The sequence below is a fragment of the Actinokineospora bangkokensis genome (assembly GCF_001940455.1).
GTDB lineage: Bacteria > Actinomycetota > Actinomycetes > Mycobacteriales > Pseudonocardiaceae > Actinokineospora > Actinokineospora bangkokensis.
Map to the genome: position 1 here is coordinate 77,258 of NZ_MKQR01000025.1, position 23,654 is coordinate 100,911.

Sequence of the window (23,654 nt, forward strand, 5' to 3'; positions counted from 1 at the left end):
ATGAGCCACAGTGGCCCGAGAAGGCGACCACCCACACAAGCAGAACCCGGACAACGAGCACCGCCCGGTTGGGTGGATCCGCTTGGCTGGGGAAGGCGATCATGTGCTACCCAACGGGACGGGCGGGCGTCTTTTCAGCCCGCCTTTTCCCCGCCCGACAGCACATGATCGCCGTAGGGGCCCCAGCCAAGCGGATCCACCCAACCGGGCCCACCACCCAACCCCCCGCTCTTCAAGAGCCCCGCGCAGCGGAGAACCGGCGCAGCCGGCAACAGCCCCGCGCAGCGGAGAGCAGAGCGCAGCGAAAGCCAAGCAGCGCAAGCGAAAAGTCACTCCGGCAGCGGGGAAACGCACGGGGAAGCGGGAAGGTCCGCCCGGTGGTGGATCCCCAACTTCCGGAACACCCGCGTCAAGTGCTGCTCCACCGTGCTCGGCGTGACCTCCAACCGCTGCGCGATCTCCCGGTTGGTGTGGCCCAGCGCCGCGAGCGCGGCCACCCGGTTCTCCGCCTCGCTGAGCGCGGGCGGTTCGGGTTGGCCCTGCGGCTCGTCCCCGCGCAGCACCCGCTCCAGCAGGTCGGCCGCGCCGCACCGGTTCGCGTCCTCCAGCGACGCGGTGGCGACGGCCGCCGCGGTCGGGTTGCCCTGGGCGAACAGGCTGCGGCTCAGCTCCGCGAGGGCGATGGCCGCCGCCAGGTGGTTGCCCGCGGCGTGGAACTCCTTGGCGGCCTGGCGCAGGTGGTCGGGGCCCCGGGCACCCGCCTGGACCCGCAGGCACAGGCCGCGCACGTGGTGGCTGGCGGCGGCGGGCATGGCCAGCTGCTCGTCGGCGAGGGCGGCGGCGGCGCGGGGGTGGCCCGTGCGCAGCAGGGCGGCGGCGAGGCCGGTGCGCCACGGCGCCAGGGAGGGCAGGTCGCGGCCCGCGGCGACCATGCGGCGGCCGCACTCCTCGAAGTCGGCCGAGGCGGCGAGGACGCGGTCCGCGGCCAGGTAGTGCTCGCCGCGGGCGTGCAGGTACTTGGGGCCGTAGGTGGAGTCGAGCGCGCCGTCCGGCAGGACGTGGCGGAGGGCGTCGCCGTCGGTGAGGCCCAGGGCGGTCTCGGCGCTCAGCAGGGTCGACAGCGGCAGGCACAGCAGCACACCCCAGGCTGGCGGGGGCAGCAGGCGCAGGGCCTGTTCGACGCGGGTCCGCGCGGTCCGCACAGCCCCTTGGCGCAACGCGATCTCGGCTTGCACAGCGACGAACACCGCGCGCCACGTGGTTGCTCCGCGCGCAGTGGCGTCGTCGAGGAGCGCGTCACACCACTGGGCGGCGAGGTCGGGGCGGTCGGCGTGGGTGAGGCAGAGGAGGGCGCCCGCGCGGATTTCGAGGGTGTCGTCCGCGGGCGGGCAGGTGCGCAGGAGGTGCTCGGCGTCGTCGGCGACGGCGGGGAGGGCGCCCGCGAGCAGGTTGGGCAGCAGGCGGGCGGCGGCGTGCGCCCAGTCGGCGTCGGGGTGGGCGGCGGGTGCCGGGCTCGCGCGCAGGTGGGCCTCCGCCAGCGCCAACCGTGCCCCCGCGGCCGGGTCGGCGCGCTGGGCGGCGGCGAGCAGGTCGGCGGCACCCGCGCGGTCGGTGTGCCAGAGGCCGTAGCGCGCGGCGACCACCGGGTCTTCGACGGGCTCGCCCAAGCGCGCCTGGGACCGCAACCGCCACTCCGCCGCGGCGAGGGCGTCGACCGCCGACTGGCGCTGCGCGGCGGGAACGGCCCCGAGCGCCACCTCTCGGCACCGCACCGCGAACCCCGCGTCCTGCGACTCCTGGGCGGCGACCGCCAGCACCGGCAGCGCCCACGGCTCCGCAGCCCCGGCTGCCACCAACTGCTCCGCGACGCCCTGCGGCGCCACCCCGGCCTCGTGCAGCGCCTTGGCCGCGCGCAGGTGCAGCTCCGCCCGGTCGGCCCGGCTCAACCCGGCCAGCACCGCCGACCGCACGGCCTCGTGCCGGATCCGCCCACCCGCCACCAACCCCGCTGACGCCAACGCCGCGCACGTGTCCGACACCCGGGGCGCAGGCACCCCGGCGACCTCAGCCACCACGGCAGGCTGCGCGCCATCGCCCAGCACCGCCAACGCCTCGGCAACGGCGGGCACCGCCCCACCCCACCGCCGCAACACCCCGGGCACCGCCTGCCGGAACGACGGCCCCTCCCCCGGCTCCGCGGGCGCGTCCGCAGCCAACGCCTGCACGAGCACCGGGTTCCCCCCGCTGACCCGGTGCACGCTCGCGGCGGGCCCCGCGTCCCCCAGCACCTCAGCCACGCCTGCCTGGCTCAACGGCACCAACCGCACCCGCTCGTCGGCGGGTAGCACGAGCGCGGGCGCGGGTTCGACCTGGGCGAAGACGACGGACACCGCGCCACCGCGCAGCGTTCCCAGCACCCGCAACGACTCCTCGTCGCAGTGCTGCGCGTCGTCGACGACGACGACCACGGGCGCGCGGAGGGCGTGCAGGGTGTCCGCGGAGATCGGGGCCTGCGTGGCCTGGCTGCCCGCGAGCTGCTGTTCCAGCTGCCGCAACACCCCGCCCACCACGAACTGCTCGGCGCGGGTGGCGATCGCCGACAGCGCGACCGCGCCCGCGTCGAGCGCCCGATCGGTGAACTCCGCGAGCAAGCGGCTCCGGCCGCACCCGTGCGGACCCGTGACCGCCGTGACCCTCCCGGACCCCGTGGCGCACCCCGCGAGCGCGCGACCCAGCGCCGCCACAGCGGTACGGCGTTCGACAAGCGGCATGCAGCCACCCCTCAGCAGTCCGGCGCTGGCGAACGCTACGGGGCGGGGGTGGAGGGGAGAAGGGATGACCGGAGGGTCTAGGTGGATTGCCGGTTCCTGGTGGTGGGAGGCGTTGTTTCAAGGTTGCCTCATCTTTTGTTGCTTTCGGCCCTAGTGCTTTCTTGGCCGCCTGCTCGCCGCTGCGCGGGGCTGTCGATCGGCTGCGCCGGGGGCCCGCTGCGCGGGGCTCTTGAAGTGCGGGGCTTGGGTGGTGGGCCCGGTGGGTGGGCGCGTCTTCTTGCGCGACCTCGCCCCATGCTGGCGCGGGGGTAGCCCGGGCAAGGGGACCCCTGTTTTCAACGCTACCGGCGGGGGGCGACGAAACTCGACCACCGCGAAAGGGCTGTGGACAACTCGGCTGAGTGGTGGTGCGGGCCGGGTTCGTCGGGGGTGGGGACTTGTGGCACCGGCCGCGCCGGGTGGGGCAGGCGCGGCCGGTGTGGTGCTCGCCACCTGGGCCTTGGTGGGTGGCGTGGGGGATCTCGGGATGTGACTAGTAGGGGTGGTGCAGGGTTGATGGGCGGGTGCCCTCGCTGCGATGGTCAGGCGGGGTGCTCGGTGGGCCGCTGGTCGGTCCGCGGGTGCCGCTCGGGGCGGTGGGGTCGTGGGACCATCGCCGGGATGGCCGGGTCTGGGATCCGGGTGGGCCCCGTTCGGGGCATGGCAGAGGGGATGCGCGCGGAGATGAGCGACAACGCCGACTCGTGGGTGCGCCGGTTCCACCCGTCTCCCGGGGCTGCGGCCCGGTTGGTGTGCCTGCCGCACGCCGGGGGGTCGGCCAGCTACTTCTTCCCGGTGTCGCGGGCGTTGGCGCCGCGGGTGGAGGTGTTGGCGATCCAGTACCCGGGGCGGCAGGACCGGCGGCAGGAGAAGTGCCTGGAGAGCATCGAGGCGTTGGCCGACGCGCTGGTGGGGATCGTGGCGCCGTACGCGGACAAGCCGTTGACGTTGTTCGGGCACAGCCTGGGGGCTTCGCTGGGGTTCGAGCTGGCGCTGCGGTTGGAGCGGGCGGGGGTGCGGTTGGCGGGGTTGATCCCGTCGGCGCGGCGGGCGCCGTCAGCGGTGCGGGACGAGCGGAACCACCTGCTGCCCGACGACGGGTTGCTGCGGGAGATCAAGCAGCTCAACGGCACCGAGTCACAGCTGCTCGACGACGACGAGATCCTGCGGATGGTGCTGCCGTCGATCCGGGCGGACTACAAGGCCGCCGAGACCTACCGGCCCGCGACCCTGGAGCAGGTGTCCTGCCCGGTCCTGGCGCTGACCGGCGACGCCGACCCCAAGGCCACCGTGGCGGAGGTGGCGCAGTGGGAGAACCACACCACGGGCCGCTTCGAGATGGAGGTGTACCCGGGTGGGCACTTCTACCTGAACGCGATCGTGCCGCAGGTGCTGGCGCGGATCACCAAGCAGATCGACTCCACCCTGGCCACCGCCGAGTGATCACCGCCCCGGGTCGGGCAGCGCGCCCGGCCCGGGGTGACCAGCGCGCGATCAGCCCTCTTCGGCGGCCGCGGCGGCGAGGAGCTGCTGCGGGAGGCCCGCAGGCAGGTCGGTGCGCCTGCTGACGTTGAGCTTGCGGTAGACGCGGGTCAGGTGCTGCTCGACGGTGCTGACCGTGATGTAGAGCTTGCCGCCGATCTCGCGGTTGGTGTGGCCCAGGGCCGCCAGCACGGCCACGCGGCGCTCGGCGTCGCTGAGCAGGTCGAGGACGGCGGCGTCGGTGTGGGCGCGGTCGGCGGCGTCGGCGCCCTCGGGGTCGCGGCCGGGGGCCAGTTCGCGGGACAGCGGTTCGGCCTGGCAGCCCTTGGCGAGCTGGGCGGCGCGGCGGGCGACGGTGCGGGCCTTCTCGCAGTCGCCCGCGGCGTTGTGGGCGTGGCTGAGCGCCAGCAGGGACCTGGCCAGCTCGTAGCGGTCGCCGCCCGCGTGCAGGGCCTCGACGGACTCGGTCAGCAGGGCCACGCGGCGCTCGGCGGCGGTGGCCTGGGCCAGCACCCGCAGCGACGTGCCGCGGGTGCGGGGGCCGTCGCAGCCGGGCCGGGTCAGCTGCTCGGCGACCAGGACCCGGGCCGCCTCCCGGTTGCCCAGGGCCAGGTGCGCCTCGGCGGCACCCGCACGCCACGGGACGAGGGTGGGCAGGTCGAGGTCCCAGCGGGCCATCAGCGAACCGCAGCGCTGGTAGTCGGTGAGCGCGGCGTGCGAGCGGCCGGTGGCGAGGTAGTGGCCCGCGCGGGCGTAGAGGTAGCGCAGGCCGAACTGCGTGGTGAACATGGCGTCCGGCACCGGGGTGCGCAGCAGCGCGGCGGCCGCGTCGTGGGCGCCCATCGCGGTGGCGGCGGCGACGCGCACCGCCAGCGGCAGGCCGACGGCCACCCCCCAGCCCTGGGCGGTGATGAGGTCGATGGCCTGCTGGGCGCGGTCGGCGGCGGCGGGCAGGTCGCCCTGGCGGTGGGCGACCTCGGCGCGCAGGGCGCCGAGCACGGCCAGCCAGGTGTCGGCGCCGCGGCCGGTGGCCTCGGCCAGCAGCGCGTCGCACCAGTGCGCGGCGCGGTCGTTGCGGTCGGCCAGCACCAGGGCGGCCAGCGCGGAGAGCTGGGAGCCGAAGGTCTGCTCGCCCAACCGGCACGAGCGCAGCACCTGCTCGGCGGCGGTGACGACCTCGGTGCGCGCGCCCCCGCCGCGCACCCGGTCGAGCATGGCGGCCACCCGGGTCCACGGGTCGGTGACCGCGCCCGCCACCCGCGGCGCGGGGACGGCGGGGACCGCCAGCGGGTGCAGGAACTCCAGCCAGTGCACGGCGAGCCCGGTCTGCCCGGTGGCGGGGGTGTGCCCGGCGAGGTCGACGAGCGCGTCGGCGAGCTCGTCGGTGTGGCCGTACCAGAGCAGGAACTTGGCCAGGTGCAGGGTGTTGCGGGCGGAGAGCTCCCCGGCCCGGCGCGCCTGGCGCAGCGGGATGAGGTGGCGGGCGGCGGCGGAGGGGTTGGCCCGCCACTGCACGCGCAGCACCAGGGTGAGCAGGTCGGCCCGCTCCTGCGGGTCGTCGGTGACCTTCGCGGCCAGCTCCAGGCGGCGCAGGGCCTGGTCGAGCCGGTCGGCCACCAGGTCCTCCTGGCCCGCGTGGCGCAGCACGGCGACCGCCCACTGGCCCTCGACCACGCCGTCGGCGTCGTCGGCGGCGGTCAGGTGCGCGGCGACCTCGGCGGCCTGGGCGCCCTCGCGGCCGAGCAGCCGGGCGGCGCGCAGGTGCAGCTCGGCCCGCTCGGCGGGGGTGGCGCTGCCGAGCACCGCGGTGCGCGACACCGGGTGGCGGAAGCGGCCCGCGTCGAGCAGGCCCGCCATCTCCAGCACGTCGAGCGCCTGGGCGGCGGTGTCGGCGGTGAGCTCCAGCAGCGCGCCGAGCAGCACCGGGGTGGCGGCGTCGCCGAGCAGGGCCAGGCCGCGGGCGACCCGGGGCATCGTCGGCTCCCAGCGGTGCAGGCAGGCCAGCACGCCCGCGGCGAACTCCGGGCCCACGACCACGTCGGTGCGGCGGGCGCCCGCGCGCACCGCGGCCCGGTGGTCCTCGGCCAGGGCGCCGACCAGCAGCGGGTTGCCGCCGCTGACGGCGTGGTGCACCGGGGCGAGCGCGGCGGCGGTCTCCTGGCCGAACCGGTCGGCCAGCAGCTGGGCCACCCCGTCCTGCGACAGCGGGGCCAGCCGCAGCAGGCTGGTGTTGGGCTGGCGGGTCACCTCGGCGCGGAACACCGCCTGGGTCGGTCGGGGCAGCGCCCACTCGGTGAGCACCAGCAGCACCCGGCCGAAGCGCATCCGGCGCTGGAGGTAGAGCAGGGCCTCCTGGGAGGCGGGGTCGGCGAACTGCACGTCGTCGACGGTGATCACGACCGGGGCGGTCCTGGCCAGCTCCAGCAGCCCGCCGCAGAGCGCGTCGAGCAGCCGGGCGCCCGCCTGCCCGAGCGAGCCGGAGGCGGCCTGCTCGCCGGCGGTGGCCTGCTCGCGCAGCAGCCTGGTGGCCGACTCGGCCAGCTCGGCGGGCACGTCCGGGCTCTGCGCGAGCTGGCGGACCACGCCGAAGCGCAGGGTGCGCTCGGCGCGCGAGCCGGTGGCGCCGAGCAGCACCGCCCCGCGCTCGGTGGCGTGCTCCGCGAGGGCGTGCAGCAGCTCGGTCTTGCCCGCGGCGACCCCGCCGCTGATGAGCGCCACCTGCCCCCTGCCCCGAGCGGTCTCGGCGAACAGGCGGGTCAGGGTCCCGAGTTCCTCGTGCCGTTCGACCAGCGCCATGGTCTGCCCTTCGTCCCTCGCGCGTCCCATCCGCCGAACGGGCCGCCGACTGCCGCGGCGACCACGCCGCGTGACGGCTTTTCCCCGTTCCCCCCACCATCCGGCACGAATCTAACGGCTAATGCCTCGTCGGTGGAAGCTTTGCCAATTACCCGGGTGAACAATGAGGTGAATGGCGTGCGCAACGGTGGGGTACTGGCCCGTTCGGCGCATCGGGCCAGGTCCGCACGACGCATCCGACACGCCCGCGTAGTCAGGGGTCCATCGACTTTTCGGGGCGGGCGGCGCTGCGGCCGACAACGGAGGGTAATCGCTTACCTGATCGGCCGGGGTTGGTGAGTCCCCAACCACAACCTCAAGAGAACCTTAAGTTAGCGCAGCTCCGACGCCCTGCCCGGGTGGCCGCCATCCCCCGATCGGCGCAACCTGAGGCAGTGCCGACCACGGCGAGCGCATATCGGGTGGCGCCGCCGGGGCGTCCGCATTCGCGCGTGCGCATTATCCGGGACCGATTCCGACTAATCCGCGGGACAACCCGGGACGGCCCACCCCGAATGGGACGGATCAATCCGCCGCGGCCCCCTGGCCGGTGTGCCGGATCCAGAGCAGCCCCAGCACGGGCAGGACCAGCGGGATGAATCCATAACCGCGCCCGAACAGCGACCACACGGTCGCGTCCGGGAAGGCGGCGGGGTCGAGCAGGCTGAACGCGCCCACGGCCACCACCCCGACCAGCTCCACCGAGCAGGACACCACCGCCACCCGCCGCGAGGCCCGCGAGCCGCGCACCAGGCCCACCGTGGCCACGACGTAGACCACCGCGGCGAAGGCGGAGAGCAGGTAGGCCAGCGGCGCCCGCTCGAAGTGGGTGCCGATCTGCACGGCCGAGCGCGCGCAGGCGGCGACGGCGAACAGGGCGTAGAGCGCGATGAGCACCCGGCCGGGCCCGCTGCGGGTGGCCTCCCTCAGCTCAGCCACCCCACACCTGCCCCATCCGGAGGTTGAGCACCGGGACCACCAGGCACCCGACGACGAGCACCGCCGTGCCCCACCGGGTGCGCTCGGCGTTGGCCCAGTACGCGGCGATGGGCACCGCGAACAGCGCGCCGAGCAGGTACCCGGCCAGCGTCCACCGCTCCACGTCCCGGTCGGTGGTGAACGCCATGACCAGCCCGATGGCGGCCTGGACCAGCACCCCCAGCTCGATCAGCGCGAGGACGCCCGCGTACGCCCACCCGTCCGGGCGGCCCAGCACCGGCGCGCGGTCGACCACCACGAGGACGACCGCCCACAGGGCGCCCGCGAGGGCCACCCAGTTGAGCACCGTGCTCACCCCACCGACCACGCTCACCCTCCCGGCCGCACCGGACGCAACACCAGGTCACAGCGTCGCACGACGGCCGGGGCGGCCCCGCGACCGGGTCCCCGCGCGGGTTGGGTCCACTTCGGACTCAGCGGGGCATGCGCCGCCACAGCCACCGGGGCAGCAAGCGCAGCCCGAAGAACAGCACCCGCAGCGCACCGGGCACCCACACGTCCCGCCCGCCCCGGCGCAGCGCCTTCGCCGCGGCGTCGGCCACCTGGTCCGGGGTGGAGGACAGCGGCGCGGGCGACATGCCCTCGGTCATCCGCCCCACCACGAAACCGGGCCGCACCACCAGGAGCCGCACGCCGCTGCCCACCAGGGCGTCGGACAGGCCGGACGCGAAGCCGTCCAAACCCGCTTTCGCCGAACCGTAGACGTAGTTCGCCCGCCGGACCCGCACCCCGGCCACCGAGGAGAACGCCACGACGTCGCCGGAGCCCTGCGCGCGCAGCAGGTTCGCCAGGACGGTCAGCACGGACACCTGCGCCACGTAGTCGGTGTGCACCACGGCCACCGCATGATCCACGTCACGTTCGGCCTTGGCCTGGTCGCCCAGGATCCCGAAAGCCACCACCACCGTCGCCACCGGCGCGTGCTCGCGCACCAGCCGCCCCAGCAGCGGTCCGTGCGCGGCCAGGTCGTCGGCGTCGAAGTCCACACAGGTCACCCGGGCGCCCGCGGCGGTGAGCGCGCGCTCGGCCTCGGCGGGGTGGCGGCGGGCGGCGAGGACGACCTCGCGCGCGCCCCCGCGCACGAGCCGCAGCGCCAGGGCTGAGCCGATCTCACTCCCGCCGCCCAGGACGATCACCGAACCGGTCATCAGACCAGTGTGCCCGCCCGCGCGCCAGCGCCCGGAGCCACCCACCCCCGTTCGCCGCACCGGCGGTGCGAAACCGGGTGAAAGATCGACAACGTCGTCACTGCGCGTCGACGACGGGCGGGCGGAACGGGCGGGCGACCGCACGTGCACCAGCCCATTCGGGGACTGCCCACCCCGGTCCGCCGGTGCTAGCTTCGTTGCCGTCGGTGAAACGCATGGGGGACAGGGGAATCCGGCCGGTCGGCGCGCGACCGGCGGTCCCGGCGCCGCCTCCCCCCGGCCGACCACTCACCCCTTCGCACACGATCACGGACCAGGAATGGTGGTAGCGCTGTGACCGAGACCCTGCACCCCCTGGGAGATGCCGCCCAGCAGGCCGCGCAGCAATCCCTGGGGACGGCGGCGGCGAGAAACCTCGCGACCACCACCAAGTCCGTGCCGCAGATGCAGGAGATCACCTCCCGCTGGCTGCTGCGCGTGCTGCCGTGGGTGCAGGTCAGCGGCGGCACCTACCGGGTGAACCAGCGGCGCAGCTACGTCGTCGGCGACGGGCGCATCGACGTCGACCGCAGCGGCTCGCGGTCCCGGGTGATCGCCGGTGACCTGCGCGAACTGCTGTTCCTGCGGGACTTCGACGACGACGACACCCTGGGCGCGCTGGCCAACCTGTTCACCGAGGAGACCTACCAGCCCGGCGACACCATCGTCGAGTGGGGCCACGCCGAGGACCGCTTCCTGGTCATCGCGCACGGCCGCGTCGAGCAGCGGGCCGCGGGCCAGTACGGCGAGGACGCGGTGGTCGGCGTGGTCGCCGACGGCGAGCACTTCGACCAGTGGGGCCTGCTGGAGGAGCGGATCTGGGACTTCACCGCCCGCGCCGCCACCCCCACCACCGTGCTGGCGCTGCGCCGCGCGGACTTCCGCAACCTGGTGGAGCGCTCGGCGGCGCTGGCCGAGCACCTGCGCGCGTTCGCCGACGCGGGCGACCGCAGCGGGGGCGAGCACCCGATCGACCTGTCGGCGGGCCACGAGGGCGAGGTGGAGCTGCCCGGCACCTTCGTCGACTACCAGGACGACCCGCGCGAGTACGAGCTGAGCGTGGCGCAGACGGTGCTGCGGGTGCACTCGCGCGTGGCCGACCTCTACAACCAGCCGATGGACCAGGTCGAGCAGCAGCTGCGGCTGACCATCGAGGCGCTGCGCGAGCGCCAGGAGCACGAGCTGGTCAACAACCGCGACTTCGGCCTGCTGCACAACTGCGACGCCCGCCAGCGCGTGCACACCCGCGCGGGCGCACCCACCCCCGACGACCTCGACGAGCTGCTGTCGCGGGTGTGGAAGGACCCGAGCGTGATCCTGGCGCACCCGCGCGCGATCGCCGCGTTCGGCCGCGAGTGCAACAAGCGCGGGATCTACCCGGCCAACGTCGACCTCGGCGGGCACCAGGTGCCGTCCTGGCGGGGCATCCCGGTGCTGCCGTGCAGCAAGATCCCGGTGAGCGACACCCGCACCACCTCGATCCTGCTGATGCGCACCGGCGAGGCCCAGCAGGGCGTGGTCGGCCTGCACCAGACCGGCATCCCGGACGAGTACCAGCCGTCGCTGTCGGTGCGGTTCATGGGCGTGAACGAGAAGGCCGTCATCTCCTACCTGGTCAGCGCCTACTACTCGGCCGCCGTGCTGGTGCCCGACGCGCTGGCGGTGCTGGAGAACGTCCAGATCGGCCTCTGACCCCCTGCTGCCCGGCGCGCCCCCACCCCCCGCCCGCCGGGCAGCAGGCCCACCCGCCGGACCGTTCACCCCCTGGCAGGAGAGCCATGCCCGACCAGCACCCGGCCGGCCCGCACGTGGTCACCCCGGCGGGCCGCCCGGCCACCCCACCCGCACCGGGCGTCGCGCCAGAGCACGTCCCGGCGCGGTCGCTGCTGTTCCCCCGGCCGCCCGCCACCACCGGCGCGGGCACCCCGGTGCTCGCGGTGGACCCGGAGGCTGCGGCGGTGCGGCCGGTCGCCCACCCGGCGCCGCCGCGGCCGCCCGCGGGGGCCGGGGCGCGGCGCACCGCGGCACCAGGACCACCCGTCCGCGCGGCCGACCCGTCGCAGGGCCCGCGCGGCACGCACCCACCGGCCAAACCCGACGTCCCCAGGTTCCCAGCGCCCCACCTCCCAGATTGGCGGTATGACGCGTGACCGGTCTCCTTGAGTCCGAGGACCAGCACACCCCCACCGCGCTCGGCACCTCAGCCGCGCGCAAGCTCGCCACGACCACCAAGTCCGTCCCGCAGATGCAGGAGATCTCGCCGCGGTGGCTGCTGCGCATGCTGCCGTGGGTGCAGACCCCGGGCGCGGTCTACCGGGTGAACCGGCGGCTGACCTACACCCTGGGCGACGGGCGGGTGTCGTTCACCAACACCGGCGCCGACGTGGCGGTGGTGCCGCCGGAGCTGCGCGAGGTCGGGCTGCTGCGCGGGGTCGCCGACGACGCGGTGCTCACCGAGCTCGCGGGCCGGTTCCAGCAGCGGCAGGTGGGGTCGGGCGAGACCGTCGTGACCGGCGGTGCGGCCGCCGACGGGCTCTACCTGATCGCCCACGGCAAGGTCACCCGGTACACCGAGGGCGAGTTCGGCGACGAGGCGGCGGTGGACCGGCTGGCCGACGGCGAGTTCTTCGGCGAGGCGTCGCTGCTGAGCACCGACGCCACCTGGGAGCACACCGTCCGGGCGAGCACCCCGGTGATCCTGATGTTCCTGCCGCGCGCGGAGTTCCTGGCCGTGCAGGAGCGCTCGGCGGTGCTGCGCGAGCACGTCGAGGCCCTCCGCGGCGCCCCGCGCGGCGCGAGCAACCGGTGGGGCGAGCGGGAGATCGCGATGGCGTCCGGGCACGTGGGTGAGGTGGAGCTGCCCGGCACGTTCGTCGACTACGACATGGCCCCGCGCGAGTACGAGCTGAGCGTGGCGCAGACGGTGCTGCGGGTGCACACCCGCGTCGCGGACCTCTACAACGACCCGATGAACCAGGTGGAGCAGCAGCTGCGCCTGACCATCGAGGCGCTGCGCGAGCGCCAGGAGCACGAGCTGGTGAACAACCCGGACTTCGGGTTCCTCGCCAACGCCGACCTCAAGCAGCGCATCCACACCCGCGCGGGCGCCCCCACCCCGGACGACATGGACGAGCTGCTGGCCAAGCGCCGCCGCACGGACTTCTTCCTGGCGCACCCGAGGGCGATCGCCGCGTTCGGCCGCGAGTGCACCAAGCGCGGCCTCTACCCGCCGACGGTGGAGGTCGACGGCCGCCCGCAGGTGTCGTGGCGGGGGGTGCCGGTGCTGCCCTCGGACAAGATCCCGGTGTCCGACCACGGCACCACCTCGATCATCGCCATGCGCACCGGCGAGGCCGACCAGGGCGTGATCGGCCTGTGGCAGACCGGCATCCCGGACGAGTACCAGCCGGGCCTGACGGTGCGCTTCATGGGCGTCGACCACAAGGCGCTGCTGTCCTACCTGGTCAGCACCTACTACAGCGCGGCGGTGCTGGTCCCGGACGCCTTGGGCGTCCTGGAGAACGTCCAGATCGGCCTCTGACCCCGCACCCCCGCAGAAGGGACACCTCGTTGTCCGCAGTCGACGTCCGGCCCGGGCGCTCCGCACGAGACGTGCTCGCGCGCAGCCGCGCCCTCCTCGACCCGGCCCTGCGGGCCGCCGTCGACTCCCTGCCGGGATCCATGCGCTCCATCGCCGCCTACCACCTCGGCTGGCACGACGAGCACGGCCGCCCCACCACCGCGGACTGCGGCAAGGCGGTCCGCCCCGCGCTCGCCTTCCTCGCCGCCGAGGCGGTGGGCGGCACCCCCGACGCGGCCCTGCCCGCCGCCGTCGCGGTGGAGCTGGTCCACAACTTCACCCTCCTGCACGACGACGTCATGGACGGCGACCGCTTCCGCCGCCACCGCCCGACCGCCTGGTCCCTGTTCGGCACCGGCCCCGCCATCCTGGCGGGCGACGCCCTGCTGACCCTGGCCTACGACGTGGTGGCCGCCGCCGCCCCGGACAAGTCCCGCGCGTCGGCCCGCCTGCTCTCCGCCTCCGTCCTGGCCGTGCAGGACGGCCAAGCGGCCGACCTGGCCTTCGAGCAGCGCACGGACGTGGGCGTGGCGGAGTGCCTGCGGATGGCGGGCGGCAAGACCGGCGCCCTGCTGGGCTGCTCCACCGCCCTGGGCGCGCTGTACGGGGGCGGCAGCCCGTCCCAGCAGGACGACCTGCGCGCCTTCGGCGAGAAGATGGGCGTCTCCTTCCAACTGGCCGACGACCTGCTGGGCATCTGGGGTGACCCGGAGACCACGGGAAAGCCCGTGCACTCGGACCTGGCCAACCGCAAGAAGTCCCTGCCCGTGGTCGCCGCGCTGTCGTCGGGGACCCAGGCCGGGGAGCAGTTGCGGGCGCTCTACGGCTCCCCGGAACCGCTGTCCGACGCGGAACTCGCCCACGCGGCTTCGCTCGTGGAGCTGGCGGGGGGACGCGCGTGGGCGCGGCGGCAGGCGGATGGGCTGCTGGACGAGGCTGTGGCGCACTTGGACGCCGTCCGGCCGGCGGGGCGGGCGGGGGATGAGTTGCGCGCGCTCGCGCGGTTGGCGGCTCAGCGGGATCGTTGAGCTTGCTGCGTGTGTGTCGCCTCGCCTGCGGCATCGGGCGTTGAGTGCGGGGTTTTTGTGGCGGGCTCGATGCGGTGGACCTGTTTGGGCGGGGCCCCTACGGCGATCATGAGCTGAGAGAGCGGGAAAAGCTGGGGCCAAAAGAGCCCCGCTCAACCCGGACAGGGTAGCTCATGATCGCCTACCCCACCCAAACAAGTCCACCGCATCGAGCACCCCCGTAGCCGGGCCGCCGGTGTGCGGGGTGGTTGCGTTGTGCGCAAAGCGAAAGAGGTGCCCACCTACGGAATCGGCGGCCCGGCTACGGCCCTGCTCGATGTGGTGGCTGTGCTTGACCGGGGAAGGCGATCATGTGCTACCCACGGCCGGGGGGTGGGGCCGCAGGCCTCACCTTTTCCCCACCCCGAGCACATGATCGCCGCAGGGGCCCCGGTCAAGCACAACCACCACATCGAGCCAGCAAACAAACGACCGGGCTCTTTCAAGAGCCGAAGCCGAAGGCGAGGCGAAACACCCCCCGCGCAGGAACGGTCACGTCCACTGGCCGGTGCCGAACGTGGCGTCGCCGTGGTGCAGGGCGCGGCGCAGTTCGTGGCGGCGGACCTTGCCGGTGCCGGTACGGGGGACCTGGTCCCAGGTGAGGACGACCGGGTCGGCCAGGGCGGGGAGGTCGTGCTGGGCGCGGACCCAGGCCCGGGGGTCGAGGGTGCCGTCGTCGGTGACGACGACGGGGGTGGGTGGGGAGCCGGGGGTGCCGAGGACGACGCACTCGCGGGCGCGGGGGATGCGGTCCTCCAGGACGTCCTCCAGCTCCACCGAGGACAGGCCGGGGATGAGGTCGACCTCGCGGTCGAGCAGGCGGACGGTGCCCAGCGGGGTGCGCACGCCCAGGTCGCCGGTGTTCCACCAACCGCCGGTCCACTTGGCGTGCCAGCGGTCCTGCTCGCCGAGGTAGCCGACGCAGGTGCCGGGGGTGCGGACGAGCAGGAGGCCGGGGGTGCCCGGGGGCAGGTCGGACAGGGTGCGCGGGTCGACCACCCGCAGGCGGGTGCGGCCGGGGGCGGGGCGGCCGAGGTCGCGGGTGGTGGGGTGGCGGCGGGCCGGGCGGGCGACGGCGCGGCGGGTGAGCAGGCGGAAGGTGATCGGCCCGGTCTCGGTCTGGCCCCACACCTGCAACCACACCGGGTACCGGCGGGCGCTGGCGGCGAGGAAGGCGCGCACGGTCGGCGGGTGCACGGCGTCGAAGGTGTTGACGAACAGGCGCACGCCCGCGAACGGGCCGCCGGGGCCGGTGAGGTGGTGCCAGCGGACGTAGGTGGCGGGCAGGGCCTCCAGCGTGGTCGGCGGGTGGGCGCGCAGGGCGGGTTCCGCGCTGTCCGGGTCCGCGATGACGACCAGTTCGCGGGGGCCGCGGGTGAGGACGGCGGCCGTCCACGGCACCGCGCGGCCGTGGGCGTAGGCGATGGCGGAGCAGACGACGTCGGCGGGGCGGGCGGTGACGACGGGCAGGCGGGTGGCCTCGGCGTCGGCGATGCCCGCGAGCAGGGTGCGGGTGGTGTGCACGACGAGCTTGGGCACGCCGGTGGTGCCGGAGGTGTGGTTGACGACCAGCGGGGCGTCGGGGTCGCGCGGCACCGGCAGCGGGGGCGGGTCGCCGCGCAGGGCGGCGAGGGCGACGGCCCCGGCGTGCTCGCCGTCGATGCCGATGGCGCACCCGACGAGGCCGGTGAGGTCGACGCCGCGCCGATCCCCCGCCGCCAGCACCGCCCGGGTGGTCACCAGCGCGGCGGGCGCCAGGCGGGTGAGCAGCACCTCCAGCGACTCCGGCGGCAGGTGGTCCGACAGCAGCGCGGGCACCGCGCCGAGCCGGGCGATCGCGGCGGCGAGCAGCACGTAGTCCCAGTGGTTGGCCTTGACGACCGCCACCACGTCGCCCTCGGCCACGCCCGCGGTGTGCAGGGCGCCTGCGGTGCGGCGCACCAGCGCGGCGAGGGCGGGCAGGTCGTGGCGGGTGCCGTGCAGCGGGGCGAGGTCGAAGGGGCGGTCGAGGTGCACGACGGTGCGCGTGCCCCGCGCCACGAGGTCGTCGAACAGCGTCGCCAGGGGCGGGACCTTCACGCGGGCTCCCTGCGGCCGACGACGGTGACCATCACCTGCGAGAGCCAGGTGTGGGCGGGGTCGGCGAGGTCCAGCAGGGCCGCGTCCACCGCCGCCTCCGGCACCCGGCCGCGCAGCCGGGGGCGCAGGTGCTCCAGCCACAGGGCGAACCAGCGGGCCTGCGGGGTGCCGCCGCGCACGACCTCCGCGCGGCCCTCGGCGCTGGTGGTCAGGCCCGCGTCGGTGACGAGGTCGACGTCGAGCAGGCCGCAGCGGGGGTGGTAGCCGGACTCGGCCATCACGGCGTAGGCGGCGGCCTTGACCTCGGGGTGGAACGGGCCGTCGGCGTGGCTGAACAGGGAGGCCGTGTCGGTGTCCTCCAGGACGAGGTGGCCGCCGGGGGCCAGCGCCTGCGCGAGGCGGCGGACGGCGGCGCGACGGCGGGTGAGGTGCTGGACGACGAGGCGGGCGTGCACGAGGTCGTACCCGTCGCCGGGCAGCGGGTCGGTGGTGACGTCGCAGCGGTGCACGGGCACGCCGGGGGCGTCGAAGCGGTCGACGTCGAGGTCCAGGGCGGTGACGTCTGCGCCGCGCGCGCGCAGCCAGGCCGCGATGGAACCGCGTCCCGCGCCGACCTCCAGGCAGCGCACCCCGGGGCCGGCGCCGAGGGCGTCGAGGCGCGCGCGGGTGCCCGGGTCCCACAGCAGCTCGCCCAGCGCCAGCCGCTCGTCCTCCCGGGCGAACCCGGTGCCGAAGACGTAGGCGCTGCTCACGACGGGCTCCCGGACAGCGCGCCCGCGCGGTCGAGCACCCGGGCGGCGACGACCTCGGCGGAGCGGACGGCGGCCTCCGAGCAGGGGCGGGCGAAGTACCAGTCGCCCGCGTAGTCCACAGCGGACAGCGGGCGCCCGGCGAAGGCGGGGCGCAGGGCCAGGGCGGCGGGGGTGGGCATGGGCAGCCCGTGGCGCCAGCGGGCGACGACGGCGGTGCGCAGCGCCGCGCGCAGGCCCGGCAGGTACCGCTCCCCCGCCAGGGTCAGCGCCTTGACCACGCAGGCGTCGTCGGCGTCGAGCCAGCGGGCGGCCTCGCTGGCGACGAGGGTGACCACGCCGGTGCCCTCGGGGGCGCGGTCGGGGCACCGGAGGTGGTCCAGCGACACGCCCGCGACCGTGGGGTCCTCGACGGCCGGGACGGCGAGGGCGAAGGACTCGGTGGGGAAGCGCAGGGGTTCGCCCAGGACGCAGACGACCTTCACCATCGGCCGGAACTCGCAGGCGTGGACGTAGTCGGGGGCGTCGGGGTGCAGGGCGGCGGCCTGCGGGGCGGGCACGGCCAGCACGACCTGCCGGGCGGTGAGGGTGGCCGCGTCGGTGACGACCCGGGCGCCGGTGCGGGTGGTGGTGACCGCGCGCACCGGCACGCCAGTGCTCACGTCGAGCCCGGCGGCCAGCCGCCGCACCACGGTGTCCATGCCGCCGCGGTAGGTGCGGTAGCGGCTCGGGGAGCCCACGGCGCGCAGGTGCGCGAGCATCGGCGCGGCGCACGCCTCCCCGACGTCCCAGCCGAAGAAGCCGCCCGCCAGCGGTTGCAGCAGGTAGTCGCGCACCTCGCGGGTGCCCACCTCGGCCAGCGCGCGGTCGTCGGCGTCGGGGGCCTCGACGTCGCGGTCGCGGCGCAGCAGGGCGGCGGCCACGCCGCGGCCGAGGACGCTGAGCCCGCGCCCGCGCCGCTCGCCCAGGTGCGGGTGCACGGCGCCGCCGCGCCAGACGGCGATGTCGCGGCCGATGGGCGGGGCGTCGTCGGCGCCCAGCCCGAGGTCGCGCAGCAGCCGCCAGGTGGCGGAGTACCCCGTGTCGGACAGCATCTCCGCGCCCAGGTCGAGGACGGCGCCGCCCGCGCGGGCGGTGGCCATCCGCCCGCCGACGTCGTCGCGGTCCTCGAACACGTGCACGGACCGGCCCGCGGCCCGCAGCGCGCGGGCGGTCGCCAGCCCGGCGACCCCCGCCCCCACCACCGCGACGTCGACGTCAGCGCCCACCGCACCCGCCTCCAGGCATCCACCCGCCTGCGACCCTCACAGGACGACCAGGTTCACCACGACCAGCGAGGCGACGGCGACGCGGTGCGCCAGCAGCCCCCACCGCCGGGCGCGCAGCGCGTCGCCGAGGCCGACGCCCACGCGCAGCTGCGCCACCCGGCACGCCATCGCCGGGAGCAGGGCCAGGGCGAACCACCACGGGCCCGCCCCCAGCCCCGCCGCGAACACCACGACGCCGATCTCCAGCGCGGTCAGCCCGGCGGTGAAGGCGCGGTGGCCGCCCGGCCCGGCGAGCACGGCCACGGTGCGCCTGCCCACGGCGGCGTCGCCCGCGGCGTCGTTGGCGTTGGAGTAGACCCCCACCAGCAGCGGGCCGAGGCCGAACACGACCGCCTCGACGACGGCCAGCGCGGTGGGGGCGCCGCGCACCAGCCCGACGCCGCAGAGCACCAGCCCGCAGCCGAACCCGGCGAGGAACACCTCCTGCGCGCCGCGGTAGGAGATCTTGAGCCCGTAGGAGTACTGCACGGCCGAGACCAGCAGCAGCGCCAGGAGCACCAGCGTCCACAGCGGGGCGGTCAGGCCGAGCCCGAGCCAGCACACCCCGCCCAGCACCGCGCAGGCCCAGCCGAACACCAGCGCCTGGCGCTCGTCCAGCTCCCCGGTGAGCAGGGGCTTGCGGGCCAGCCTGCGGGCGGGGGCGTCCGGACCGTAGTTGGCCGCGTCGCTGCCGTCGCGGAAGCCGGTGACGTCGTCGAGCGCGACGGCGGCGGCGATCACCAGGACGGTGCCGACGCCGAACAGCAGCAGCACGCCGGTGCCGGTGAACCCGCACAGCGACCAGGCCAGCGGCAGGGCCAGGTAGTAGTCCCACACGTCGAGCTTGGCCAGCCGGGCGTAGGCGCCGAGCCGGGACGCGGTGAGCGCGGCGGTCACCGCGGGCCCCCCGGGAACGAGCACACCGCGTCCGCGACGGCCTCCACCTGGGCGTCGGTGAGGTGCGGGTAGACGGGGATGGCGAGGTTGCGCGCGCAGGCCAGCTCGGCGTGCGGCCAGTGCCTGCCCGCCTTGGCGTAGGGGGCGAACGCCTGCTGGGCGGGCAGGGTGGCGGGGTAGTAGACGTGGGTGCCGATGCCGCGCTCGGCCAGGTGCACGCGCAGCTCGTCGCGCTGCTCGACGAGCAGGGCGTAGACGTAGTGGCAGCGGCCCTCGCGGCCGGGGGGCGGGGGTTGGACGCCGCGCTCGACCAGGGGCGCGAAGCGCTCGGTGTAGTAGTCGGCGATGGCCGCGCGCCGCTCCAGGCGGGCGGCCAGGCCCGGCAGCCTGCGCAGCTGGACGTCGGCCAGGATCTCGTCGAAGCGGCTGTTGTAGCCGACGAGGTGGTGCTCGAAGCGGCGGCCGGGGGGCTGGCCGTGGTTGCGCAGCATCCGCGCGAGGCGGCCCAGCTCGGCGTCGTCGGTGACGACCACGCCGCCCTCCCCGACCGTGCCGAACGCCTTGACCTGCACGAACGAGTACACCCCCGCCTCGCCCCAGCGCCCGGCGGGCAGCCCGTCGAGCACGGCGCCCTGGGCGACCGCGGAGTCCTCGACGAGCCGCACGTCGTGCCGGGCGGCGAGCTGGCGCAGGGCGGGCATGTCGGCCATCACCGAGAACATGTGCGCGGGCATCAGCGCCGCGGTGCGCCCGGAGATGGCCTGCTCGACCTCGTAGGGCTCGACGGTCATCGTCCACGGGTGCACGTCGGCGAACACCGGGGTGGCGCCGACGGCGATCACCGAGGCGGCCAGCGGCGCGCAGCCGAAGGCGGGCACGACCACCTCGTCGCCGGGGCCGACGTCCATGGCGCGCAGCACGAGCACGAGCGCGGAGGTGCCGCTGGAGCAGGCCACCACGTCGGCGGCGCCGGTGTGCTCGCGCAGCGCCCGCTCGAACGCGGCGGTGCGCTCACCGAGGATGAACCGCTGGGCCGGGGCGGTGGCGACCCGGCGGACGGTGTCGAGCAGCTCCTCGACCTCGTCGTCGAACAGGTCCGGGGGGAAGAACGGCAGCATCAGGCGCCTCCCCCGCCGTAGAAGGCGCGGACGAGCTCGCACACCCGGTCGACGTCGTCGTCGGCCAGGTCCGGGTAGAGCGGGAGGGCGACGGCGCAGGCGCAGGCCTTCTCGGCGCGGGGGAACTCGCCGCGCCGGTGGCCCAGGTGCGCGAAGGCGGGTTGCAGCGGGAGCGGGCGCGGGTAGTAGACCTCGGTCTCGACGCCGTGCGCGGCCAGGTAGCGCACCAGGGAGTCGCGGTGGTCGACCTCGACGAGGTAGACGTAGAAGACCGGGGTGGTGTCGACGTCGCGGCGCACGAGGGTGGGCAGCCTGCGCACGCCGGGGCAGCCCACCAGGCGCTCGGTGTAGCGCAGGGCGAGCCGCGCGCGGCGGGTGATCGCGGTGTCGAGGGTGCCGAGCTTGGCGAGCAGGACGGCGGCCTGGATGTCGTCCATCTTGCTGTTGAGGCCGGGCACCGCGCTCTCGGTGCTGATGGCGGGGAAGTCGTCGACGGTGGCGCCGAAGCGGCCGTGGTGGCGCAGCGCGGCGGCGGTCTCGGCCACCCGGTCGTCGTCGGTGATGACCGCGCCGGCGTCACCGAGGGCGCCGAGGGTCTTGGTGGGGAAGAACGACAGCACCCCGCCCGCGCCGACCAGCCCGGCGTGCACGCCGTCCCAGCGCATGCCGATCGCCTCGGCGCTGTCCTCGACGAGGGTGAGCGCGTACCGCTCGGCCACCTCGGTGAGCGCGCCGAGGTCGGCGGTCTGGCAGAACAGGTGGGCGGGCAGCAGGGCGCGGGTGCGCCGGGTGACGGCCGCGGCGGCGGCGTCCGGGTCCAGGGCGTGGGACAGCGGGTCGACGTCGGCGAAGACCGGCCGGGCGCCCGCGTGCACGACGGCGGAGGCGGTGGCGAAGAAGCTGAACGCGGGCACGACGACCTCGGCGCCGGGGCCGACCCCGGTGGCGCGCAGCAGGATGGCCAGCGCGTCGGTGCCGGAGTTGACGCCGATGACGTGCCGGGCGCCGGTCCACGAGGCCAGCGCCCGCTCCAGGGCGGCCACGAGCGGCCCGTGCGAGAACTTGCCCCGGTCCACCACCTCGCGCAGCAGCGGCTCCACCCGCGGCCACAGCTCGGTGAACCCGGCGGCCTGGCTGAAGAACGGCACCCGCGCGCCCTGCGGGGCCAGGAACCCGGACACGGTGGCGGCCTGCTCCATGGCGGTCCCCTCCGGACTAGTCCACCTCGACCGCCCCCAACGTAGGCCCAGCGCCCGGGGTGACCCCGCGCCGAAGCGCCGAAGTCCACCCGACCGGGTGGCCGCGATCCGTCCTGAGTGGACTCACCACGAACGGGTGGCTGCGGTTGACAGGGCCGGGGTCGGGCGGGAGCTTGGGGCCCCCGAGCTGGAACTGGAGGCAGCGGCCGGATGCTGAGCGCGCTCGTGGTGGGAGCGGGGCGTGCGGGTGCTGGGTTGCACCTGCCCGTGCTGCGGGGGATGGGGTACGGGCGCGGGCGGGCCGTGGGGCGGCCGCCGATCGTGGTGGTGGACCCGGGGGTGGCCGTCGCCGAGCAGCCGGGGGTCGTGGTGGCGCCGACGCTCGCGCACGCGGCGTCGCTGCTGGACCCCGCGCGCACCGCGGTGCACCTGTGCACGCCGCCGACGGCCCGGTTGCGGCCGCTGACCGAGCTGGCCGGGCTGGGGTTCCGGCACGTGCTGGTGGAGAAGCCGCTGGCGACCTCCACCGAGGAGCTGGCGGCGGTGCTGCGGCTGCGCGAGGCGGCCGGGCTGGACCTGGTGCCGGTGGCGCAGTGGCGGTGCAGCGAGCTGACCCGGCGCATCGCGGGGGTGGTGGCGGGCGGTGAGCTGGGGGCGCTGCGCTCGATCGTGTTCACCCAGACCAAGCCGCGCTTCGGCCGGACGCTGCGCGGCGACGAGCACCCGACGGCGTTCGACGTGGAGGTGCCGCACTCGCTGGCGGTCGCGCTGAGCATCGCGGGCCCGGCGCGGGTGACCGCCGCAGGCGTGTCGGACATGCTGCTCGGCGACGCGGTGTTCACCGAGCTGGGCGGGGCGTGGGTGCGGCTGGCGCACCGGGGGGCCCGCACGGAGATCCGCACCGACCTGACGGCCCCGGTGCGCGAGCGGCGGATCACCGTGGAGCTGGAGCACGGCACGCTGGTGGGCCACTACCCGGTGAGCGCGGCCGACGAGTACGCGCAGCTGCTGGTGCGCAACCGCGGCGCCCAGTCGCACTCGGTGTTCCGCGACGACTCGCTGACGGCGTTCATCGCCCGCGCGCACGAGCACTTCGCGGGCGGCAGGCCGATCCTGGACGAGCCCGCCACCGGCGCCGAGGTGGTGCGCCTGCTCGACGACGCCAAGCGCCTCGCCGCCCGGGTCGCGGTGGGGGCGGCCCGGTGACCAGGGTCGAGGCCGACGACCTCATCGCGTTCACCACCGCGGTCTTCCGCGCCCACCGCCTCCCCGAGGCCGACGCCCGCGCCTCCGCCGAGGCCCTGTGCCACGGCGACACCACGGGCACGTCCTCGCACGGCGTCGCCAACCTCACCCGGATCTACTTGCCGCTGCTGCGCTCCGGCCGCGCCAACCCCGACGCCAAGCCCGAACGCCTCGTCGACCGCGGCCCCACCCTGCTCGTCGACGGCGACCGCGCCCTGGGCCTGTGGCTCGCGGGCGCGGCCATGGACCTGGCCACCATCCGCGCCGCCGACTACGGCGTCGGTGTCGTCTCGGTCCGCAACGCCACCCACTTCGGCTGCGCGGGCCACCACGCCCTGCGCGCGGTCGAGCGGGGCATGATCGGCCTCGTGCTGGCCAACTGCGGCCACCAGCGCATCGCCCCCGCCCCCGTCGGCGGCCCGGAGCTGCTGGGCACCAACCCCCTCGCCGTCGCCGCCCCGGCGGGCCGCCGCCCCCCGTTCCTGCTCGACATGAGCACCACCACCGCCCCCACCGGCAAGGTCCGCGCCGCCGCCCGCGCGGGCGAGCGCATCCCCTCCGGCTGGCTCGCGGGCCCCGCGGGCCCGGAGACCGACCCCGCCGCCCTCGACGCGGGCACCGCCCGCCTCACCTGGCTGGGCGCACCGGGCCCCGCCGAGCACAAGGGCTTCGGCCTCGGCCTGGCCGTGGAGGTGCTGGCCGCCCTGCTGCCCGGCGCGGGCCTGGGCCCGCTGAGCACGGGCACCGAGGACGACGACGTGGGCTTCTTCGTCATGGCCCTGGCCCCGGACACCCTGCGGGACGGCTTCACCGAGGACTCCGAGGCCCTGTTCTCCGCCGTGGCGGGCGCGGGCGCCCAGTACCCGGGAGAGCCGGAGTCCCTGCGCACCCGCCAGTCCCACGCGGACGGCGTCTGGATCGCGGACCCGGTGTTCCACGAACTGCGCGCCGTGGCCGACGAGTGCGGCATCCGCCCACCCACCGCCCTGTAGGCACCCACCCACCACAGCAGAACCCGGGCTGCACAGCCAGCCCGGGTCGGTGGTCCCCCTGGAAGTAGAAGGCCCCCACCCCCACAAACCGGGCCCGGGCAGCTGGCT

At 75.6% G+C, this 23,654-nt stretch carries 17 protein-coding genes; 6 read left to right on the forward strand and 11 right to left on the reverse strand.

What is annotated here, in order from left to right:
- Nucleotides 1-329 precede the first annotated feature (329 nt).
- Nucleotides 330-2,771, reverse strand: a complete 2,442-nt coding sequence (locus tag BJP25_RS36305; protein WP_084794357.1) for a helix-turn-helix transcriptional regulator — start codon at nucleotides 2,769-2,771, stop codon at nucleotides 330-332.
- A 699-nt stretch (nucleotides 2,772-3,470) separates the two neighbouring features.
- Between BJP25_RS36305 and BJP25_RS22240 the strand changes: the two genes are divergently transcribed.
- The gene (locus BJP25_RS22240; RefSeq protein WP_233158208.1) at nucleotides 3,471-4,253 is read left to right on the forward strand and encodes a thioesterase II family protein; all 783 of its coding nucleotides are present in this window, start codon (nucleotides 3,471-3,473) and stop codon (nucleotides 4,251-4,253) included.
- Between the two features lie 51 nt (nucleotides 4,254-4,304).
- Here the strand turns inward: BJP25_RS22240 and BJP25_RS22245 are convergent, their stop codons facing one another.
- From BJP25_RS22245 to BJP25_RS22260, 4 genes are all read right to left on the reverse strand, one after another.
- Nucleotides 4,305-7,088 carry a helix-turn-helix transcriptional regulator gene (locus tag BJP25_RS22245; RefSeq protein WP_075976945.1) on the reverse strand — a complete coding sequence of 928 codons (2,784 nt, stop codon included), beginning with the start codon at nucleotides 7,086-7,088 and terminating at the stop codon, nucleotides 4,305-4,307.
- A 564-nt stretch (nucleotides 7,089-7,652) separates the two neighbouring features.
- Nucleotides 7,653-8,066 (reverse strand): hypothetical protein, encoded by a 414-nt coding sequence (locus BJP25_RS22250; protein WP_075976946.1) that lies wholly within the window; start codon nucleotides 8,064-8,066, stop codon nucleotides 7,653-7,655.
- Entirely contained in the window at nucleotides 8,059-8,421 is a 363-nt protein-coding gene (locus tag BJP25_RS22255) for a hypothetical protein (protein ID WP_233158209.1), read from the reverse strand. The genes BJP25_RS22250 and BJP25_RS22255 overlap by 8 nt, the downstream gene beginning before the upstream one ends.
- A gap of 118 nt (nucleotides 8,422-8,539) precedes the next feature.
- Nucleotides 8,540-9,274 (reverse strand): SDR family NAD(P)-dependent oxidoreductase, encoded by a 735-nt coding sequence (locus BJP25_RS22260; protein WP_075976948.1) that lies wholly within the window; start codon nucleotides 9,272-9,274, stop codon nucleotides 8,540-8,542.
- A 333-nt stretch (nucleotides 9,275-9,607) separates the two neighbouring features.
- Between BJP25_RS22260 and BJP25_RS22265 the strand changes: the two genes are divergently transcribed.
- The 3 genes from BJP25_RS22265 (at nucleotide 9,608) to BJP25_RS22280 (ending at nucleotide 13,921) form a co-directional block, all read left to right on the forward strand.
- Entirely contained in the window at nucleotides 9,608-11,005 is a 1,398-nt protein-coding gene (locus BJP25_RS22265) for a family 2B encapsulin nanocompartment shell protein (RefSeq protein WP_075976949.1), read from the forward strand.
- A 454-nt stretch (nucleotides 11,006-11,459) separates the two neighbouring features.
- Nucleotides 11,460-12,854, forward strand: coding sequence for a family 2B encapsulin nanocompartment shell protein (locus BJP25_RS22275; protein WP_075976951.1), 1,395 nt, complete (start codon nucleotides 11,460-11,462; stop codon nucleotides 12,852-12,854).
- Between the two features lie 29 nt (nucleotides 12,855-12,883).
- A complete protein-coding gene (locus BJP25_RS22280; RefSeq protein WP_075976952.1) occupies nucleotides 12,884-13,921 on the forward strand; it encodes a family 2 encapsulin nanocompartment cargo protein polyprenyl transferase in 1,038 nt (345 codons plus the stop codon).
- Between the two features lie 531 nt (nucleotides 13,922-14,452).
- Here the strand turns inward: BJP25_RS22280 and BJP25_RS22285 are convergent.
- The 6 genes from BJP25_RS22285 to BJP25_RS22310 are packed head-to-tail and all read right to left on the reverse strand — an operon-like array spanning nucleotide 14,453 to nucleotide 21,309.
- Nucleotides 14,453-16,039, reverse strand: a complete 1,587-nt coding sequence (locus BJP25_RS22285) for a class I adenylate-forming enzyme family protein (RefSeq protein WP_075976953.1) — start codon at nucleotides 16,037-16,039, stop codon at nucleotides 14,453-14,455.
- Nucleotides 16,036-16,791, reverse strand: a complete 756-nt coding sequence (locus BJP25_RS22290) for a class I SAM-dependent methyltransferase (RefSeq protein ID WP_075976954.1) — start codon at nucleotides 16,789-16,791, stop codon at nucleotides 16,036-16,038. The genes BJP25_RS22285 and BJP25_RS22290 overlap by 4 nt, the downstream gene beginning before the upstream one ends.
- The gene (locus BJP25_RS22295) at nucleotides 16,788-18,056 is read right to left on the reverse strand and encodes an FAD-dependent oxidoreductase (protein ID WP_075976955.1); all 1,269 of its coding nucleotides are present in this window, start codon (nucleotides 18,054-18,056) and stop codon (nucleotides 16,788-16,790) included. The genes BJP25_RS22290 and BJP25_RS22295 overlap by 4 nt, the downstream gene beginning before the upstream one ends.
- A 36-nt stretch (nucleotides 18,057-18,092) precedes the next feature.
- Entirely contained in the window at nucleotides 18,093-18,992 is a 900-nt protein-coding gene (locus tag BJP25_RS22300; protein WP_233158210.1) for a UbiA family prenyltransferase, read from the reverse strand.
- A complete protein-coding gene (locus BJP25_RS22305) occupies nucleotides 18,989-20,113 on the reverse strand; it encodes a DegT/DnrJ/EryC1/StrS family aminotransferase (protein ID WP_233158216.1) in 1,125 nt (374 codons plus the stop codon). Before BJP25_RS22305 ends, BJP25_RS22300 begins: the two co-directional genes overlap by 4 nt.
- On the reverse strand, nucleotides 20,110-21,309 hold the full coding sequence (locus BJP25_RS22310) for a DegT/DnrJ/EryC1/StrS family aminotransferase (protein ID WP_075976958.1): 1,200 nt from the start codon (nucleotides 21,307-21,309) through the stop codon (nucleotides 20,110-20,112). The genes BJP25_RS22305 and BJP25_RS22310 overlap by 4 nt, the downstream gene beginning before the upstream one ends.
- Nucleotides 21,310-21,519: 210 nt before the next feature.
- Here BJP25_RS22310 and BJP25_RS22315 point away from each other — a divergent pair, with 210 nt between their 5' ends.
- Nucleotides 21,520-22,515, forward strand: coding sequence for a Gfo/Idh/MocA family oxidoreductase (locus tag BJP25_RS22315; protein ID WP_075976959.1), 996 nt, complete (start codon nucleotides 21,520-21,522; stop codon nucleotides 22,513-22,515).
- Entirely contained in the window at nucleotides 22,512-23,546 is a 1,035-nt protein-coding gene (locus BJP25_RS22320) for an Ldh family oxidoreductase (RefSeq protein ID WP_075976960.1), read from the forward strand. Before BJP25_RS22315 ends, BJP25_RS22320 begins: the two co-directional genes overlap by 4 nt.
- Nucleotides 23,547-23,654 lie beyond the last annotated feature (108 nt).